Origin of the sequence: Rhodococcus sp. PvR044 (assembly GCF_040548995.1) — a bacterium.
GTDB classification, from domain to species: domain Bacteria; phylum Actinomycetota; class Actinomycetes; order Mycobacteriales; family Mycobacteriaceae; genus Rhodococcus_G; species Rhodococcus_G oryzae.
This window is the reverse complement of the sequence record NZ_JBEPSX010000001.1, coordinates 377,819-394,824: the sequence shown is the minus strand read 5'-3', so window position 1 is coordinate 394,824 and position 17,006 is coordinate 377,819. Positions and strand designations below refer to the sequence as shown.

Annotated in this window: 19 protein-coding genes; 4 read left to right on the top strand and 15 right to left on the bottom strand. The window is 67.4% G+C overall.

Features of this window, described 5'->3' with window-relative positions:
- Positions 1 to 43: 43 nt before the first annotated feature.
- The 3 genes from ABIC28_RS01665 to ABIC28_RS01655 all read right to left on the bottom strand — a co-directional run bounded on the left by ABIC28_RS01665 (position 44) and on the right by ABIC28_RS01655 (position 4,789).
- Positions 44 to 2,002 carry an Ig-like domain-containing protein gene (locus ABIC28_RS01665; protein WP_354577251.1) on the bottom strand — a complete coding sequence of 653 codons (1,959 nt, stop codon included), beginning with the start codon at positions 2,000 to 2,002 and terminating at the stop codon, positions 44 to 46.
- A 56-nt stretch (positions 2,003 to 2,058) separates the two neighbouring features.
- A complete protein-coding gene (locus tag ABIC28_RS01660; protein WP_354577249.1) occupies positions 2,059 to 4,026 on the bottom strand; it encodes an Ig-like domain-containing protein in 1,968 nt (655 codons plus the stop codon).
- 172 nt (positions 4,027 to 4,198) lie between these two features.
- Positions 4,199 to 4,789, bottom strand: coding sequence for a TetR/AcrR family transcriptional regulator (locus tag ABIC28_RS01655; RefSeq protein WP_354577247.1), 591 nt, complete (start codon positions 4,787 to 4,789; stop codon positions 4,199 to 4,201).
- A gap of 55 nt (positions 4,790 to 4,844) precedes the next feature.
- On the opposite strand from ABIC28_RS01655, the gene ABIC28_RS01650 reads away from it, so the two are divergent.
- Entirely contained in the window at positions 4,845 to 5,987 is a 1,143-nt protein-coding gene (locus ABIC28_RS01650) for an acyl-CoA dehydrogenase family protein (protein WP_354577245.1), read from the top strand.
- A gap of 84 nt (positions 5,988 to 6,071) precedes the next feature.
- On the opposite strand, the gene ABIC28_RS01645 is transcribed toward ABIC28_RS01650, so the two are convergent.
- Positions 6,072 to 7,031, bottom strand: a complete 960-nt coding sequence (locus tag ABIC28_RS01645; protein ID WP_354577243.1) for a chymotrypsin family serine protease — start codon at positions 7,029 to 7,031, stop codon at positions 6,072 to 6,074.
- Positions 7,032 to 7,253: 222 nt separating this feature from the next.
- Here ABIC28_RS01645 and ABIC28_RS01640 point away from each other — a divergent pair, with 222 nt between their 5' ends.
- Complete coding sequence (locus ABIC28_RS01640; protein ID WP_143548410.1) at positions 7,254 to 7,634, top strand: PAS domain S-box protein; 381 nt, start codon at positions 7,254 to 7,256, stop codon at positions 7,632 to 7,634.
- Between the two features lie 19 nt (positions 7,635 to 7,653).
- Here ABIC28_RS01640 and ABIC28_RS01635 read toward each other — a convergent pair whose 3' ends face one another.
- A complete protein-coding gene (locus tag ABIC28_RS01635; RefSeq protein WP_097211084.1) occupies positions 7,654 to 8,208 on the bottom strand; it encodes a CGNR zinc finger domain-containing protein in 555 nt (184 codons plus the stop codon).
- 54 nt (positions 8,209 to 8,262) lie between these two features.
- On the opposite strand from ABIC28_RS01635, the gene ABIC28_RS01630 reads away from it, so the two are divergent.
- Positions 8,263 to 9,276: an EamA family transporter gene (locus tag ABIC28_RS01630; RefSeq protein ID WP_354577240.1), complete on the top strand. Its 1,014-nt coding sequence runs from the start codon at positions 8,263 to 8,265 to the stop codon at positions 9,274 to 9,276.
- Positions 9,277 to 9,291: 15 nt separating this feature from the next.
- Here ABIC28_RS01630 and truA read toward each other — a convergent pair whose 3' ends face one another.
- The 8 genes from truA to infA all read right to left on the bottom strand — a co-directional run bounded on the left by truA (position 9,292) and on the right by infA (position 13,980).
- Positions 9,292 to 10,161: a tRNA pseudouridine(38-40) synthase TruA gene (gene truA, locus ABIC28_RS01625; RefSeq protein ID WP_502944988.1), complete on the bottom strand. Its 870-nt coding sequence runs from the start codon at positions 10,159 to 10,161 to the stop codon at positions 9,292 to 9,294.
- A 2-nt stretch (positions 10,162 to 10,163) separates the two neighbouring features.
- Positions 10,164 to 10,709 (bottom strand): 50S ribosomal protein L17, encoded by a 546-nt coding sequence (gene rplQ / locus ABIC28_RS01620; RefSeq protein ID WP_077040854.1) that lies wholly within the window; start codon positions 10,707 to 10,709, stop codon positions 10,164 to 10,166.
- A gap of 33 nt (positions 10,710 to 10,742) precedes the next feature.
- The gene (locus ABIC28_RS01615) at positions 10,743 to 11,807 is read right to left on the bottom strand and encodes a DNA-directed RNA polymerase subunit alpha (RefSeq protein WP_077040853.1); all 1,065 of its coding nucleotides are present in this window, start codon (positions 11,805 to 11,807) and stop codon (positions 10,743 to 10,745) included.
- Between the two features lie 117 nt (positions 11,808 to 11,924).
- Positions 11,925 to 12,530 carry a 30S ribosomal protein S4 gene (rpsD, locus tag ABIC28_RS01610; RefSeq protein ID WP_077040852.1) on the bottom strand — a complete coding sequence of 202 codons (606 nt, stop codon included), beginning with the start codon at positions 12,528 to 12,530 and terminating at the stop codon, positions 11,925 to 11,927.
- A 21-nt stretch (positions 12,531 to 12,551) separates the two neighbouring features.
- Positions 12,552 to 12,962 carry a 30S ribosomal protein S11 gene (gene rpsK, locus ABIC28_RS01605; protein WP_077040851.1) on the bottom strand — a complete coding sequence of 137 codons (411 nt, stop codon included), beginning with the start codon at positions 12,960 to 12,962 and terminating at the stop codon, positions 12,552 to 12,554.
- Entirely contained in the window at positions 12,962 to 13,336 is a 375-nt protein-coding gene (rpsM, locus tag ABIC28_RS01600) for a 30S ribosomal protein S13 (protein WP_027503171.1), read from the bottom strand. Before rpsM ends, rpsK begins: the two co-directional genes overlap by 1 nt.
- Before the next feature lie 227 nt (positions 13,337 to 13,563).
- Positions 13,564 to 13,677, bottom strand: coding sequence for a 50S ribosomal protein L36 (gene rpmJ, locus ABIC28_RS01595; RefSeq protein WP_025347279.1), 114 nt, complete (start codon positions 13,675 to 13,677; stop codon positions 13,564 to 13,566).
- 81 nt (positions 13,678 to 13,758) lie between these two features.
- Entirely contained in the window at positions 13,759 to 13,980 is a 222-nt protein-coding gene (infA, locus tag ABIC28_RS01590) for a translation initiation factor IF-1 (protein ID WP_003418601.1), read from the bottom strand.
- A gap of 189 nt (positions 13,981 to 14,169) precedes the next feature.
- On the opposite strand from infA, the gene dtd reads away from it, so the two are divergent.
- Complete coding sequence (gene dtd, locus ABIC28_RS01585; protein WP_097211081.1) at positions 14,170 to 14,601, top strand: D-aminoacyl-tRNA deacylase; 432 nt, start codon at positions 14,170 to 14,172, stop codon at positions 14,599 to 14,601.
- 18 nt (positions 14,602 to 14,619) lie between these two features.
- Here dtd and ABIC28_RS01580 read toward each other — a convergent pair whose 3' ends face one another.
- Together ABIC28_RS01580 and ABIC28_RS01575 are read right to left on the bottom strand one after the other, a co-directional pair.
- Positions 14,620 to 15,534 (bottom strand): TAXI family TRAP transporter solute-binding subunit, encoded by a 915-nt coding sequence (locus ABIC28_RS01580; protein ID WP_354577234.1) that lies wholly within the window; start codon positions 15,532 to 15,534, stop codon positions 14,620 to 14,622.
- A complete protein-coding gene (locus tag ABIC28_RS01575) occupies positions 15,531 to 17,000 on the bottom strand; it encodes a sensor histidine kinase (RefSeq protein WP_354577232.1) in 1,470 nt (489 codons plus the stop codon). The genes ABIC28_RS01580 and ABIC28_RS01575 overlap by 4 nt, the downstream gene beginning before the upstream one ends.
- Positions 17,001 to 17,006 lie beyond the last annotated feature (6 nt).

Genomic DNA, 17,006 nt, shown 5'->3' with positions numbered 1-17,006 from the left:
TTTGCAGCACAAAGCATTGTTGGATCGAAACAGAACTGAAGACTCAGGAACCGAACTGGCTGGAACCGAACGACCCGTCGCCACCGGCACCGGCCACCGTCACCGTGCTCGCCTGAGAACCCGCACCCGAGAAACCTGCGAACCCGGAGTACGTCACCGAGATCGAATGAGCACCCGGCGAATCAAAGGTATGCGACAGCTTCGCCTTACCGTCGACCACATTCACCGGACCACCGATCGGGGTCGCACCATCCTTGAACTGCACCGTGCCACCATTCGGAGTCGGCGACACAACCGCCGAGAACTCCACCACGACACCACGATCCGCAGTCGCAGGCGCCGTCAACACGATCGACGTCACCACGGCGGGAACCGGAACCGACACCGACTGCACCGCAGAGGTCGAACCCAGGAAACCGGGAGCACCCGAGAACACAGCCGAAATCGCATGCGAACCAGCAGCAGCGAACGTATGCGACAGCACCGCCTTACCGTCCACCACATTCACCGGAGCACCCAGCGCCAGATCACCATTCTTGAACTGCACCGTGCCACCGGCGGGAGCGGGCGAGACCGTCGCCTTCAACTCCGCAGGCGCACCCACGAACGCCGTCGCAGGCACCGTCAGCTGGGTCGACGTCGCGACATCGGCAACCGACACGGTCACCGTCGCGGCAGGAGAGGTCGAACCGGTGAACCCGGCACCGCCGGAGTAGACAGCGGTGATCGACTTCGCACCCGCAGCATCAAAGCTGTGCGACAAGGTCGCCACACCACCGGCAACCGCAACCGGACCACCGATATTCGCGGCACCGTCCTTGAACTGCACCGTGCCACCCGCGGCAGCCGGAGCAACCGTCGCCTTCAACTCAACCGCCGCACCCACATTCGCCGTCGCAGGCACCGTCAGCGTCGTGGTGGTCGCCTCATCCGGCACCGACACCGTCACCGTCGCCGCAGCAGACGTCGAACCCGTGAAACCAGCACCACCCGAATACACCGCGGTAATCGACTTCGCACCCGCAGCATCAAAGCTGTGCGACAACGTCGCCACACCACCGGCAACCGCAACCGGACCACCGATATTCGCGGCACCATCCTTGAACTGCACCGTGCCACCCGCGGCAGCCGGAGCAACCGTCGCCTTCAACTCAACCGCAGCACCCACATTCGCCGTCGCAGGAACCGTCAACGTCGTCGTGGTCGCCGCGTCGGGAGCCGACACCGTCACCGCCTGGGCGGCCGACTGCGAGCCCTCGGCTGTGGCGGTCGGGAGGAACTTCGCGGAGAGGTTGTGCGCGCCGGCGGTGGACGGCGTCCAGCCGACCGTCACTGCGCTGCCGACGAGCGGTCCCTCACCGATCTTGGCGGCACCGTCGTAGAACTCGACGACATTGCCCACGGCGCCGCCCGCGACGGTCGCGGTCAGCTGCACGGCCTGCCCGACAGTCGCGGCCGGCACGGGGGCAAGCGTCGTGGTCGAGGCGTTCTTGCGGACCGACACCGTCGGGCCCTTGCCGTCATAGGTACCGCTGCCGAGCGTCCCGGAGTAGTGCACCGTGGTCATCAGCGGCACGCCTCGGGCACAGTCGGCACCCACCTTGTACGAGAACTCGAAGGTCCGCAGATTCGGCGAGATGCTCGGGTACAGCGCCCAGCTGCCGGACACCTTCGCGAAGTCGGCGCCCTGGCTGTCGAGTCCCTGTCCGGAACCGTCGACCTTCGCGGAGCCGTCCACATAGGTCAGGCACGGCGGATGGATGTCCTTGACCTGCTGGATGTACTCGACGACTCCGCCGGTCCGGTCGAAGACGGTCTTCGAGGTGATGGTGTCGCCTGCGGCCGGGGTGACGTCGCTGATCGTGCGGGTGATCCGCTCGTTCCCGTCATCCCAGGTCACCGAGCCCGGCGCCGCCGAGGCGACCCCGACCCCGAGACCGAGCACCGCGAGGGCGGCACCACTCACCGCCGCCACCGCGCGGCGCATCATCAGACCGGACATGAAAGTTCCTCCATTTGCAGCACAGAGCATTGTTGGATCGAAACAGAGCTAGAGACTCAGGAACCGAACTGGCTGGAACCGAACGACCCGTCGCCACCGGCACCGGCCACCGTCACCGTGCTCGCCTGAGAACCCGCACCCGAGAAACCTGCGAACCCGGAGTACGTCACCGAGATCGAATGAGCACCCGGCGAATCGAAGGTGTGCGACAGCTTCGCCTTACCGTCGACCACATTCACCGGACCACCGATCGGGGTCGCACCGTCCTTGAACTGCACCGTGCCACCATTCGGAGTCGGCGACACAACCGCCGAGAACTCCACCACGACACCACGATCCGCAGTCGCAGGCGCCGTCAACACGATCGACGTCACCACGGCGGGAACCGGAACCGACACCGACTGCACCGCAGAGGTCGAACCCAGGAAACCGGGAGCACCCGAGAACACGGCCGAAATCGCATGCGAACCAGCAGCAGCGAACGTATGCGACAGCACCGCCTTACCGTCCACCACATTCACCGGACCACCGATCGGGGTGGAACCGTCCTTGAACTGCACCGTGCCACCGGCGGGAGCGGGCGAGACCGTCGCCTTCAACTCCGCAGGCGCACCCACGAACGCCGTCGCAGGCACCGTCAACGCCGTAGAGGTCGCAATCTCCGGAGCCGAGACCGTCACCGTCGCCGCCTCCGAGGTCGACGTCGTGAAGCCGGGAGCACCGGAGTAGACCGCGGTGATGGTGTGCGGACCGGCGGCGTCGAACGCATGCGGGATCGTGGCCTTGCCGTCCACCACGTCTGCCGGGCCACCGAGGGCGGTGCCCCCGTCCTTGAACTGCACCGTGCCACCCGCGGGGGTCGGCGACACCGTCGCCGACAGGTCGAGCGCCGCACCCACGTTCGCCGTGGCCGGTACCGTCAGCGTCGTCGTGGTCGCGACATCGGCAACCGACACCGTGACTGTCGCCGCAGCAGACGTCGAACCTGTGAAACCCGCACCACCCGAATACACCGCGGTGATCGACTTCGCACCCGCAGCATCAAAGCTGTGCGACAACGTCGCCACACCAGCGTTGAGAGTGACCGGACCACCGATGTTCGCGGCACCATCCTTGAACTGCACCGTGCCACCCGCGGCAGCCGGAGCAACCGTCGCCTTCAACTCAACCGCCGCACCCACATTCGCCGTCGCAGGCACCGTCAACGTCGTGGTGGTCGCCGCGTCGGGCACCGACACCGTCACCGTCGCCGCAGCAGACGTCGAACCCGTGAAACCCGCACCACCCGAATACACCGCGGTGATCGACTTCGCACCCGCAGCATCAAAGCTGTGCGACAACGTCGCCACACCAGCGTTGACCGCAACCGGACCACCGATATTCGCGGCACCATCCTTGAACTGCACCGTGCCACCCGCAGCAGCCGGAGCAACCGTCGCCTTCAACTCAACAGCAGCACCGACATTCGCCGTCGCAGGAACCGTCAACGTGGTCGTGGTTGCGGTCTCGGACACCGATACCGTCGGTCCCTTGCCGTCATAGGTGCCGCTGCCGAGCGTTCCGGCGTAATGCACCGTCGTCATCAGCGGTACGCCGCGGGCGCAGTCGGCGCCCACCTTGTAGGAGAACTCGAAGGTCCGCAGGTTCGGCGAGATGTGCGGGTAGAGCGACCAGCTGCCCGCCACCTTCGCGAAGTCGGCGCCCTGGCTGTCGAGGCCGCGCGGCGAGCCGTCGACCTTCGCGGAGCCCTCCACGTAGGTCAGGCACGGCGGATGAATGTCCTTGACCTGCTGGATGTACTCGACAACCCCACCGGTCCGGTCGAAGGCGGTCGTCGACGTGATGGTGTCGCCCGCGGCCGGGGTGACGTCGCTGATCGTGCGGGTGATCCGCTCGCTCCCGTCGTCCCAGGTCACCGAGCCCGGCGCCGCCGATGCGGCACCACCGCCGATCCCCAGACCGAGCACCGCGAGGGCCGCACCACTCACCGCCGCCAGCGCACGACGCATCACCGCATGTGACATTCTTGTTCCTCCATGCATCCAGGGACCGCGCGAATGCATAGCCAGACCTAGAACCGGTTACAGATCGCACGAAATGCGGCAACCATAACCAACCGCCATCGCGCTGCGATGCCAAATTGAGATGATTGCCGTCGCGGACATTCGTCCAACTGTGAAATTGCAGGTCAGAGGTTCACACCGCGAGACCATGGGTGAGCAGCGCCGCCAGTTCGAGATATGCCTGGGCGTCCGGGAGCCCCGTTGACTCCGCGACCCGGCGCTGCTGGATGCGCACCATCATCGCCGCGGCCACATCGGCGACGAAGGCGGCATTGACGTCCCGGAACTCGCCCTCCCGGACCCCCTCCGTGATCAGTTCCTGCACCCGTCGGGCGGCGAACCGAGTATTGCGCTCGTAGATCTCGCGGGCCGCGGCATTGCTCGCGAGGTCGTCCATGAAGCGGGTCGAGGCCGGCCGGAGTTGCTCGCCCACCGCCTCCAGGTAAGTCCCGATTCGTTCGCGCGCGCCGACGACACCGTCGAGCCGGGACTCCACGCGCTCGGTGGCACCCCGAAAGAAGTGCACCGTCGCGGCGCGGACCAGCTGTTCCTTGCTGTCCGCGAGCGCGTACAGCGTCGACTTCGAACACCGCAACCTGCCCGCGATGTCGTCGAGCGTCAGGTGGGCGAAGCCCTCCTCCAGGAGCAGGTCGACGAGCTGATCAAGCAGCTGCGCTCGGCGCGCGGCGCCACGCACGGCCGGAGCACTGGAGCGGGTTGCCATACCGCTAACTGTACTGCAGTATCTTTTCTAGTACTACTCACCGGAGGAGACCGCCGTGCCCGTCGAACGCCTGCTGCCCAGCCAGGAAGCCCGCGACCTGATCGAACTGACCCGCGACGTCGCGGACAAGGTGCTGGCACCGAAGGTGAACGAGCACGAGAAGTCGGAGACCTTCCCCGAGGGCGTCTTCCCGGCCCTCGGCCAGGCCGGGCTGCTGAGCCTGCCGTATCCCGAGGAGTTCGGCGGCGGCAACCAGCCGTACGAGGTGTACCTGCAGGTGCTCGAGGAACTCGCCGCGCGTTGGGCCGCCGTCGCCGTGGCGACCAGCGTGCACAGCCTCTCCTGCTTCGCACTTGCCACCCACGGCACCGACGAGCAGAAGTCCCGGTGGCTCCCGGACATGCTGGGCGGCAACACCATCGGCGCATACAGCCTCTCCGAGCCGCAGGCCGGCTCCGACGCCGCCGCGCTGAGCTGCAAGGCGACGCCCGTCGACGGCGGTTTCCGGATCAACGGATCCAAGGCCTGGATCACCAACGGCGGCCGGGCCGACTTCTACACCCTGTTCGCGCGCACCAGCGACGACGGTCCGCGCGGCATCTCCTGCCTGCTTGTGGACTCCGGCACCGAGGGTTTGAGCTTCGGCAAGCCCGAGGAGAAGATGGGGCTGCGCGCCGTCCCCACCACGTCCGCCCACTACGACGATGCCTTCGTCCCGCAGGAGCGACTGATCGGAGCGCAGGGACAGGGCCTGCCGATCGCCTTCAGCGCGCTCGACTCGGGCCGCCTCGGCATCGCCGCGGTCGCGGTGGGGCTCGCCCAGGGCGCGCTCGACGACGCCGTCGCATACGCCAAGGAACGCACAGCCTTCGGCAAGCGGATCATCGACCACCAGGGTCTCGGATTCCTGCTCGCGGACATGGCCGCCGCGGTCGACTCGGCCCGCGCCACCTACCTGGACGCGGCGCGCAGGCGCGACGCCGGTGTGCCCTACTCGCGCAACGCCAGCGTCGCGAAACTGGTCGCCACCGACGCCGCGATGAAGGTGACCACCGATGCCGTCCAGGTGTTCGGCGGGTACGGCTACACCCAGGATTTCCCGGTGGAGCGGTACATGCGCGAGGCCAAGATCACCCAGATCTTCGAGGGCACCAATCAGATTCAACGCTTGGTGATCGCGCGGTCGCTCGCCGGCTAGGCGATCCGCGCACTCTCAACAGAGTGACAAGAGCCCCGCCCTTGACTCAACCAGTCAAGGGCGGGGCTCCGGCGTTTCCGGGAACTAGTTGTTGGTGAGCTGGAAGCCCTTGCCGGTGAAGCCATCCGGCTTAGAGTTCATGTCCTGGAGGATGATCTTCGCCGAGTTGTAGTAGTACTGGTAACCAAGAACTGTCGGGCCCTGTCCGGAGACAATCCCGGCCCACTTGTGGGGCTCCAACCTCCCGACGAGCGGGCCGCCTGAGTCACCAGCCCTGTTCTTTATGTTTCCGTACGAGACGCCACTGAGCTCGTGCGTCACTGTTCCGCATCGATTCAATTGGGACTGCGGCTGACCGGCCTGCGCGTTGGCCTGGGTCGTATAGGACCCCACCTGGCAGAGCTGAGCAAAGGTCCCGGGTGCGACCAACTGCCCGGAACTACCCGTGAGGTTCGTGTTGATCTTGAACCAGGGCACCGACGGCGTGACAACAGGCCCGTGAGTAGCGGACGGGAGGAATTCGTCCGTACTGAACGGAGTCACCCCGTCCGCCTCGAACTCATACGTGGGCGCCGTCATGACCTGACTCGAGAGCTGAATGTGCGGTGCGAACTCAATGACCATGTAGTCGAGCGGGAGAGTCTTCTGAATATTCGCCTCCCCGCTTGCTTCTGCGGGCCACTGAGCTGTCGGGCGGGAGTCTGCGGATATGTATCGAATCCAGCCGATCGGACCGGATTCCTTGTCGCGCCAGTCCCACACGCGCTGGCCGTCGTCGTTGGTTGTGGTGTGGGTTGCCTCCGCGACCCCCTTGCCGATTTCCCACGGGTTGCAGTGCCCAGCAGTGATGCCCACCTTTCGGCCCCCTGCGTCGGTACCGACGGCGCCCAGCGTGCATTTGCCCTTCTCGAACTGGAGGCGCATGCCGGGAGCCGCAATCTTGGTCGGCGTTGCCGGATCGGCCCCTGCTGTGCCCGCTGCGAGCGTGAACGCCATCGCGACCGCGGAAGCAAGGCTGGCGAGTCGCCGGGTTGAGCGTTTCATCAATTCCCCTCCGAAAGATGTTGCTGTCACTCAAATGAAGGACGATGGGGAGAATAGACCGAACGGTCCGATATGCGCGGCGGATTGGAAAGACCCCGGTCATACGCCAACCCGGCAAGTGTCATGTGTCACGTTGCGCACCCACATCGCCGCTGACACATTGACCTGCAAGGCTCACGACGCTGGGCCGAGCCAAGACTGAGGCCAGTCGGGAGGTCGCGGGTGTCTTCGAGTTCCGTGAGTGCGATCAGTGGTGCCCACTATCGATCGCTCATCCACAACGTCAACATGCCGGTGATCGTGCACAAGAGCAACGATCACGTCGTCGATGTCAACCGGGCCTTCGCAGACCTCCTCGGATATTCACTGCCCGAGGCGCGCACCCTGGGTCCTCGCCAATTCATCCATCCGAGTCTCATCGAAGAACACGATCGCGGACACACCCAGCTGATCAACGGCGAGCAACTCGGCCTGTCCGCGGACGTCGATCTGGTGCGCAAGGACGGCGGCGTCATCCGGGTCAAGGTGAACAAATCGGTTGCCCGGCACAACGCCGAAACTGTGGTGATGACCGTGATCGAGGGCGTCGCGCGGCAGGTCTGACCGCGTAGCGCCGTGCCATCTAGCGGGCGGCGGCCTCGGCCCTGCGCGCCCGATATGCCGCCACGTTCGCCCGGTTCCCACAGTTTCCCGTATCGCAGTACCGCCGGGACCTGTTGCGGGACAAGTCGATCAGAACCGAATCACAATCGGGCGCCACGCAGTGACGCAAACGGTCGAGGTCGCCGACGCGGATGACGTCGACGATCGCCATCGCCGCCTCGGCTCCCATCCGGTGCACCAACGGATCGTCATCCGCGGTGACGTGCAGGTGCCAGCCCCAGTCGCCGTGCTCGGTCAGGCGGGGCATGGCCTTTGCCTCCAGGAGCAACGTGTTCACGATCTGCGCCGCGTCACGGTCGCTGCCCGACTGCCACAACCGGGCGAGCCGTGGCCGCAACGCACGCACCGCGCGCAACTCCGCCTCGGTGCCGTCGCGCCTGCCGCTCCAGTCGTGTTCAGTCAGGAACGCGTCGAGTGCGGCCACGTCGGGCAGCAGCTCACGGCCGCCGAGTCCGGTGTTGACCAGTGCCGCCGCGCAGATCAGGGCCCTCTCGGTGTCATGGGCTATATACACTTTGACTCCTGACGACTCGCCTCATACCGTCATGAGTCTAATCAGGTTTCACTCATGACAGGAGACGCCGACGTGCACAGCAGCGCGGCCGTGGCCATCCGGACCGGTACCGCCCTGAGCGTGCTCTCCGCCTTCACCTTCGGGATGTCGGGCCCGTTCGCCAAGTCGCTGATGGGTGTCGGCTGGTCCCCCGGCGGCACGGTGCTCGCACGGATCGCCGGGGCCGCCGTCGTGATGCTGGTCATCGCCGCGATCGCCGACCCGTCCGGACTGCGCACCGCACACCGGCACGCCAAGACGATCGTGCTGTACGGCCTGATGGCGGTGGCGGGCGTCCAGGCCAGCTTCTTCCTGGCGCTGCAGTACCTCTCGGTCGGCGTCGCCCTGATGATCCAGTTCCTCGCGCCGCTACTGGTCATCGGCTGGGCGTGGGCGACCCGGGGCGAGCGCCCCGGCCCGGTGACCCTGCTCGGCACTGCTCTGGCGCTGGCGGGCGCGGTTGGCGTGCTCGACCTGTTCGGGTCCGTCGAGGTCAGCCTCGCGGGCGTCGCGTGGTCGACCATCTCGATGGTCTGCCTGGCCTGCTTCTTCGTCATCTCGGACCGGACCTCCGACACGTTCAGCCCGCTGGTGCTGACCGCGACCGGGATGAGCGTCGGCGCCGTCGCGATCGGCTGCGTCGGACTGATCGGAGTGCTGCCGCTGAGCGCGACGGCCGCGGACACCACGCTGGGGTCGGTCGAGTTGGCCTGGTTCGTCCCGCTCGCCCTGCTGATCCTCGTGAGCACCGTCGTCGCCTACCTGTCGGGCAGTGCCGCGGTCGCCCGGATCGGGCCGACGTTGACCTCGCTGGTCCTGCTGACCGAGGTACTGTTCGCCGTCATCGCCTCGTGGATCCTGCTCGGCGAATCGATGACGCCCGTCCAGATCATCGGTGGTGCGGGGATGCTCGGCGGCATCGCGCTCGCCCGGCTCGGCGGCGCCGGCGGCCGACGACCACCGTTGCCCGCGCCGCAGCCCGCCGAGTGTGCAGTTACCGACCTGCCCTCTCGGCCGATGCCTCGGTAGCTGCACACTCGGCGATCAGTCGCCGCAGCAGCCGCCCGGCACCGCCCGCACCTCACGGGTGACGGCGTTGCGCTCGGCGAGATCCTCGTCGGCCGGGTAGTCCACCCGCACCAGGCTCAGCCCGTGCGCGGGCGCGACCAGCACCGAACTCGACCGCTCGCGCTGCTCCAACAGCCCGACCGTCCACTCGACGCTGCGGCGGCCCTCACCCACCGCCAGCATCGCGCCGACCAGGCTGCGGACCATCGACCAGCAGAAGGCGTCCGCGCTGACGTGCGCGATGACGATGTCGCCGTCGCGCACCCAGTCGAAGCGCTGCAACTCGCGGACCGTCGTCGCGTTCTCCTTGCGCCTGCAGAACGCGGCGAAGTCGTGCAGACCCAGCAGCCCGGCCGACGCCCGGCTCATCGCGTCGAGGTCCAGGTCCTTCGGCACCGAGACGGTGTCGCGGGCCCGCAACGGCTCTACGCCGTACTTCGCGGTGCTGATGCGGTATTCGTAATGCCTGCGGATCGCCGAGAACCGGGCGTCGAATTCGGCTGGCACCGCGGTGACCGCCTTGATCCGGACGTCCGGCGGCAGGAACCGCGCGAATCGGCGAACCAGCCGGCTGGGGTCGTCCAACGGCGCCGCGAGGTCCATGTGCGCGACCTGCCCGGCCGCGTGCACGCCCGCGTCGGTCCGTCCGGCGACGGTCAGTTCGACCGGTTCGCGGAGCACGGTCGACAGTGCCTGCTCGAGCACCCCACACACCGTCCGGAGCCCGGGCTGGCGCGCCCAGCCGGAGAAGTCGGTGCCGTCATAGGTCACATCGAGGCGATAACGAACGAACCCGCCACCCCCGGAGGGGGCGACGGGTTCGTTGCGAGGTTCTGACGCGTTCAGCGTTAGTCCTTCTTGGCCTCGTCCGCGTCGGCGGCGGTGGCGGTCTCGTCCTCGAGAGCCTCCACGACTGCGTCCGCGTTCTCGACCTCGGCCTCGGTCGCCTCGGCCTCGACGGCCTCCACGACGTTCTCGGCCGGGGCCTCCTGCGAAGCCTTCACGCGACGCGCGCGATCGGCCTCGGAGGTGACGGTCTGCTCCTTGACGAGCTCGATGATCGCCATCGGAGCGTTGTCACCCTTGCGGGGGACGGTCTTGATGATGCGGGTGTAGCCGCCATCGCGCTCCGCGTAGAACGGACCGATCTCCGCGAACAGGGTGTGCACGACATCCTTGTTACGGATGACCTTGAGCACCTCACGACGGTGAGCCAGCGTACCGGCCTTCGCGTGCGTGATGAGCTTCTCGGCGTAGGGCCGCACGGCCTTGGCCTTGGCCTCGGTGGTGGTGATGCGACCGTGCTCGAAGAGCGCGGTGGCCAGATTGGCGTAGATCGCCTTCTGGTGCGAAGCCGACCCGCCGAAGCGAGCACCCTTCTTGGGCTTGGGCATGATGAATCTCCTAGTAAGGAACCGGTGAGCTGACTACAGCTGTTCGGTCTCGGCGTAGTCCTGGTCGTTGCCCTCGGCGTCGCTGAAGGCTCCGGCGTCCGTGTCGCTCCAGGTTCCGGTGGCGGCGTCGTAGCCGGCAACGGTGGTCGGATCGAAGGAGGCCGGGCTGTCCTTGAGGGCAAGGCCGAGCGAATGCAGCTTGACCTTCACCTCGTCGATGGACTTCTGACCGAAGTTGCGGATGTCCAGCAGATCGGACTCGGTGCGACCAACCAGCTCGCCGACGGTGTGAACACCCTCGCGCTTGAGGCAGTTGTAGGAACGGACGGTGAGGTCCAGGTCCTCGATCGGCAGTCCGAAGGAAGCGATGTGATCGGCCTCGGCGGGCGAGGGTCCGATCTCGATGCCTTCTGCTTCGACGTTCAGCTCACGGGCCAGGCCGAAGAGCTCAACCAGGGTCTTGCCCGCCGAGGCGAGCGCGTCCCGAGCAGTGATGGAGTTCTTGGTCTCCACGTCCAGCACGAGCCGATCGAAGTCGGTGCGCTGCTCGACGCGGGTGGCCTCCACCTTGTAGGTGACCTTGAGCACCGGCGAGTAGATCGAGTCGACCGGGATACGGCCGATCTCGGCGCCGGACGCCTTGTTCTGGACGGCGGGGACATAGCCGCGACCGCGCTCGACGACGAGCTCGATCTCCAGCTTGCCCTTGTCGTTCAGGGTGGCGATGTGCAGATCCGGGTTGTTCACCGTGACGCCGGCCGGGGGCACGATGTCGCCTGCAGTCACGGCACCGGGGCCCTGCTTGCGGACGTACATGGTGACCGGCTCGTCCTCTTCGGAGCTCACGACCAGGCCCTTGAGGTTCAGGATGATGTCGGTGACATCTTCCTTCACGCCGGGGACGGTGGTGAACTCGTGCAGGACGCCGTCGATACGGATGCTGGTGACAGCAGCGCCGGGGATCGACGACAGCAGGGTGCGGCGAAGCGAGTTGCCGAGGGTGTACCCGAAGCCGGGCTCAAGGGGCTCGATGACGAACTTCGAGCGGTTGTCAGCGATGACCTCTTCGGTCAGCGTGGGTCGCTGAGAAATGAGCATGTGGTTTTCCTCCTGTACGGACGTCCGCTATTTGACGCCCACGATGGATGGCGCCTCCGGCACCCGTGCGCCTTCCCCCAGCCGGGGCTGTCGGAAAGGCGCACGGGGCACAAGGCATTACTTCGAGTACAGCTCCACGATCAGCTGCTCCTGCAGCGGAACGTCGATCTGCGCGCGCTCGGGCACATTGTGGACCAGGACGCGGAGGCGACCCGGAACGACCTGCAGCCAGCCGGGAACCGGACGGTCGCCGACGGTCTCGCGGGCAACCTGGAACGGCAGCGTGCTCAGCGACTTCTCCTTGACATCGATGATGTCGTACTGAGAAACGCGGTAGCTCGGGATGTCGACCTTCTTGTTGTTCACGAGAAGGTGGCCGTGGCTGACGAGCTGGCGGGCCTGACGACGGGTACGGGCCAGGCCGGCGCGGTACACGACGTTGTCGAGACGGGTCTCGAGGATGCGCAGCAGGTTCTCGCCGGTCTTACCCGGGCGACGCACCGCTTCCTTGTAGTAGCGGACGAACTGCTTCTCCATGACGCCGTAGGTGAAGCGAGCCTTCTGCTTCTCCTGCAGCTGGAGCAGGTACTCGCTCTCCTTGATCCGCGCGCGGCCGTGCTGGCCCGGCGGGTAGGGGCGACGCTCGAACGCCTGGTCTCCTCCGACGAGGTCGACGCGCAGACGACGCGACTTGCGGGTGATGGGGCCGGTATAACGTGCCATTTTCTAAACCTTTCCTTCCCGCTAGACCCGACGCCGCTTGGGCGGACGGCAGCCGTTGTGCGGCTGAGGGGTGACATCGGAGATGGTGCCGACCTCGAGGCCAGCAGCCTGCAGCGAGCGGATCGCGGTCTCGCGTCCCGAGCCGGGGCCCTTGACGAAGACGTCGACCTTCTTCACGCCGTGCTCCTGCGCCTTGCGGGCAGCGCTCTCGGCGGCCAGCTGAGCGGCGAACGGGGTCGACTTACGCGAACCCTTGAAGCCCACATGGCCCGAGGACGCCCACGAGATGACGTTGCCGGCCGGGTCCGTGATGGACACGATGGTGTTGTTGAAGGTGCTCTTGATGTGAGCGGCGCCGTGCGGGACGTTCTTCTTGTCCCTGCGACGTGCCTTCTGGGTCTTCTTCGGACCGGTGCGTGACTTAGGGGGCATTACTTCGCCTTCTTCTTGCCGGCAATGGTGCGCTTGGGGCCCTTGCGGGTGCGCGCGTTGGTCTTGGTGCGCTGTCCACGCACGGGCAGACCACGACGGTGGCGCAGGCCCTGGTAGCAGCCGATCTCGATCTTGCGACGAATGTCCGCCTGAACCTCGCGGCGAAGGTCACCCTCGACCTTCAGCGACTCCTCGATGTACTCGCGGAGCTTGGTCAGATCCTCGTCACTGAGGTCCTTGCTGCGCAGATCCGGGTTGACACCGGTGGCCGCGAGGATCTCCTTGGAGCGGGTACGGCCGACGCCGTAGATGTAGGTCAGTGCGATCTCCATACGCTTTTCGCGAGGAAGATCAACACCTGCGAGACGTGCCATGTTGGCATTTCCTATCGGTGTGCGGAGGTCTGCTCCCAGTCCGTCCCCTGTGTCCTCTGATCGCTCAGAGCGTCTTTCAACTAACTCAGTGGGGCCCCGGCCTCCGTGCCGGGGGTGCACCCGGATGTGCTGCTCGGGCCGAAACCCGTTGGCCGTCATCCTGGCTGGTGCTGAGAGGTCTTCTTTTCAGTTGCGTCGGACAAGCCGATCGCAAGTCGTGCAGGTGGTTATCCCTGACGCTGCTTGTGACGCAGGTTGTCGCAGATGACCATGACCCGGCCGTTACGACGGATCACCTTGCACTTCTCGCAGATCTTCTTGACGCTGGGCTGAACCTTCACGTCTGTCTAATCTCCTGTGTGGTCGCCCACCGGTGGGTGGACATGGTTTCCCCAGGCCAGATGTGGCCCGGGAAGTGTGTGTTACTTGTACCGGTAGACGATGCGACCGCGAGAGAGGTCATAGGGCGACAGCTCTACGACGACACGGTCTTCCGGCAGGATGCGAATGTAGTGCTGACGCATCTTCCCGCTGATGTGCGCGAGGACCTTGTGGCCGTTCTCGAGCTCAATGCGGAACATTGCATTGGGCAGCGGTTCGACTACGCGTCCCTCGACCTCGATGGCCCCGTCTTTCTTAGCCATATCCTCCGCGATCCGTTGGTGGGCATCGTTCTCCGTTACGGTGATGCGCACGCGGTAGAGAACCGGCGAGCCGCACAGACGCACGAAACGACCGGCACGCAGGGCGCACCGTTGATCTAGCTTACCGGAGTTCGCTCACCAGGCCAAATGCGGGTTCAATCCCCCCGAACCCCAGAAGGGACGTGAAGAGTGCGCGCGGTGGTGCAACGGGTCACCCAGGCGGCCGTCGAGGTCGACGGTCACACCGTCGCCAGCATCGCGCCGGACGGCCAGGGGCTGCTGGTCCTGCTCGGCGTCGGACACGGCGATGATCCCGCGGTCGCCTACGCCCTCGCCGCGAAGGTGTGGAAGCTCCGCATCCTGGACGACGAGCGCTCGGCCTCCGACATCGGCGCGCCGATCCTGGTGGTCAGCCAGTTCACGCTGCTCGCGGACACCCGCAAGAGTCGGCGCCCGTCCTGGTCGGCCGCCGCGCCGCGCGCCGTGGCCGAGCCGCTGGTGGACGCGTTCGCCGACGCGCTGCGCGGGCTGGGCGCGGACGTCCAGACCGGACACTTCGGCGCGCACATGCGCGTCAGCTCGGTCAACGACGGCCCCGTCACACTGCTGCTCGAGGCCTGAGGAGGCTCGTTCGGCTCCTCACCCGTGCCAGCGACGGTAGGCCTCGGCCGCACCCGGGTGCAGCGGAACCCCAGCGGTGGTGATCAACGAGCGGCCGTCGAGGAACTGGGTGCCCGACGCCTCCGGGGGCACCAGATCGGCGGCCCGGTACAGCAGCAGGTCGACCACCTCGGCCGCGAGCACATCAGCCAGACCCTCCGCCGCCAGCAACAGGTTCGCGACTCCGACCGTGCCGACGGCGGGGCCGCCCGGGTACGCGTCCGCGGGGATCGTCACCGGGTCGTACACCTGCCCGAACCGGTCCCTCATCGGCGAAACCAGCTCGGACAGGTCTACCAGTCGCATGCGGGCGGGAATGTCCAACGCCGCGGTCGGCACCCCGCCCGCCCAGAGCAATGCGTCGATGGAGCCCGCCTCGAGCTCTTCGGTCGCCGCATCCAACGGCAGGTGGGTGACGGTGAGCTCCGAGGCGGGATCCAGCCCGGCCGCGATCATCATGCGCTCGCCGGTCAGCGCGGCACCGGAACCCTCCGCACCCAGGTTCACCCGCATTCCCCGTAGGTCCCCCGCCGCCCCGACCGGGCTGTCCGCACGGACCACCAGCTGGAGATAGTTCTCGTACACCCGGCCGATGGCCACGGCGTCCACCGTCATCGGATCGACCGAGTCCGCGAGCGTGAGGGCCAGGTCCACCTCACCGCGGGCCAGCAGGTCGAGGTTCTCGCGGGATCCGCTGGTGACCACCGGCTCGATCCGCAGGTCGTCGGTTTCGGCGGCCGCCCGCGCCAGCAGTCCGGCGAAGGCGTGATACAGACCGCCGTACTCGCCGGACGCGATCCGCACTACCGCGGGACCCGATCGCGAGCCGCACCCGGCCGCGGCGGCCAGCGCTCCCGTGGCGGCCAGGGCGAGGAACCCGCGGCGGGTGATCACGACGCCGACCCGTCGCCGGACGCGTTGCCTGCGCGTCCCGGGTCCGTCGCGGGCAGCCGCACAGTGACGGCGAGCCCGTGCGGAGAGACCCTGGCGATCGTCATCGTGCCCCGGTTCGCCCGGGCAAGGGCCCGCGCGATGGGCAGGCCGAGCCCTGAGCCCCCGGCGGGCCCTCCGGCCGCACTCGTGCCCCGGAAGAACCGGGTGTCGAGGCGGTCGACCTCCGGGGCGGACACGCCGACCCCGTCGTCCGCGATCTCGATCCTCGTCCATCCCGGCTCCGTGGACACGGTGATCCGGGTGTGCGACCCTGCCCCCGCGTATCGGCACGCGTTGCTCAAGGGGACATCCAGGATCTGCGCCAGGACGTCGGGCGAGACCGCCGCCTCGTGTGACGGCCCGGGTTCGACCAGGGTGAGCTCCACCCCCGCCCGCGCAAACGCCTGATGCCAGGCGTCGACCCGTTCGTGGGCAACCGAAGCGGGATCGCAGCGTTCAGTCACCGTCGAGGCCGGGTCGGCAGGGGCGAACCCGGACGCGCTCTCGGCGACCGCGAGTGCCAGTAGACCGTCGAGAAGGGAGGTGAGCCGGTCGACCTCGGCGGCGGCGCCGCGGAAGGTGGCGGCCGCGCGGTCCGGGATCGAGGTCTCCAGCGAATCCAATCGGATCGTGAGGGCCGCCAGCGGATTACGCATCGCATGCGCGGTGTCCGCCACCAGCTGCCGCTGCGCCTCGGCCGAGTCGGCGACCGCCGCCGCCATCGCATCGAAGGACTCGGTCAGTTCGCGGACCTCCGGCGGCCCGCCGTAGCGACGCGCGATCGAGGCGGGCGCACCCTGCCCGTGCCGGGGGGCCGGCAGGGTCGCGGTCAGCGCGGCGACCCCGTCGGACAGTTCCCCGAGCGGTCGCAGCACCCACCGGCTCAATACCAGCGCCAGCGCCGTGAACACGGCCATCGCGACCACCGCTCCGGCCGTGATGACCGCCCACGCCCGCGCGATGTCCGTTCGCGCGCGTTCGGTGGACGCCTCGATCACCACCGCGCCGTCCACCTGGACGCCGGTGCCGACCGGCCGGGCCACCAGCATGGCGGGCGCGCTCCACGGCATCAGCCGCTGGGTCACGGCGGGCCGCTGGTTACGGCGGGCGGCCGCGACGGCGTCCCCGATGGCGGGATCGCTCCGCTCGATGCCGGCCTCGACCACCACGGCGCCCCGCGCGTCGACGACGAGCACTCCCTCGGAGTAGAGGTCCGAGTACCGCGCGACCTCGTCGGCAAGGGCTCTGGGGTCACCCGATCCCACCGCGTCGCCGGAGAGCAGGGCGAACCTGTCCGCATCGCCGCTGCGCGCCAGCACGAGCTGTTGCGTGCGGTTGGTGGCGACGGTCAGCGTCAACGGCACCGCGAACGCCAGCACCGCGAGGGCGGCGAATCCCGTCAGCGCGGCGAGCAGCCGTCGGCGCATCGCGGG

Excerpts from the sequence above, each read along its gene's own strand:
- infA (WP_003418601.1), bottom strand. The coding sequence starts at position 13,980 with ATGGCTAAGAAAGACGGGGCCATCGAGGTCGAGGGACGCGTAGTCGAA.
- ABIC28_RS01575 (WP_354577232.1), bottom strand. The coding sequence starts at position 17,000 with ATGCGCCGACGGCTGCTCGCCGCGCTGACGGGATTCGCCGCCCTCGCG.
- ABIC28_RS01655 (WP_354577247.1), bottom strand. The coding sequence starts at position 4,789 with ATGGCAACCCGCTCCAGTGCTCCGGCCGTGCGTGGCGCCGCGCGCCGA.
- rpsK (WP_077040851.1), bottom strand. The coding sequence starts at position 12,962 with ATGCCCCCTAAGTCACGCACCGGTCCGAAGAAGACCCAGAAGGCACGT.
- ABIC28_RS01645 (WP_354577243.1), bottom strand. The coding sequence starts at position 7,031 with ATGAAACGCTCAACCCGGCGACTCGCCAGCCTTGCTTCCGCGGTCGCG.
- ABIC28_RS01665 (WP_354577251.1), bottom strand. The coding sequence starts at position 2,002 with ATGTCCGGTCTGATGATGCGCCGCGCGGTGGCGGCGGTGAGTGGTGCC.
- rpsM (WP_027503171.1), bottom strand. The coding sequence starts at position 13,336 with ATGGCACGTCTCGCAGGTGTTGATCTTCCTCGCGAAAAGCGTATGGAG.
- ABIC28_RS01660 (WP_354577249.1), bottom strand. The coding sequence starts at position 4,026 with ATGTCACATGCGGTGATGCGTCGTGCGCTGGCGGCGGTGAGTGGTGCG.
- rpsD (WP_077040852.1), bottom strand. The coding sequence starts at position 12,530 with ATGGCACGTTATACCGGCCCCATCACCCGCAAGTCGCGTCGTCTGCGC.
- ABIC28_RS01630 (WP_354577240.1), top strand. The coding sequence starts at position 8,263 with ATGACAGGAGACGCCGACGTGCACAGCAGCGCGGCCGTGGCCATCCGG.
- ABIC28_RS01615 (WP_077040853.1), bottom strand. The coding sequence starts at position 11,807 with ATGCTCATTTCTCAGCGACCCACGCTGACCGAAGAGGTCATCGCTGAC.
- rplQ (WP_077040854.1), bottom strand. The coding sequence starts at position 10,709 with ATGCCCAAGCCCAAGAAGGGTGCTCGCTTCGGCGGGTCGGCTTCGCAC.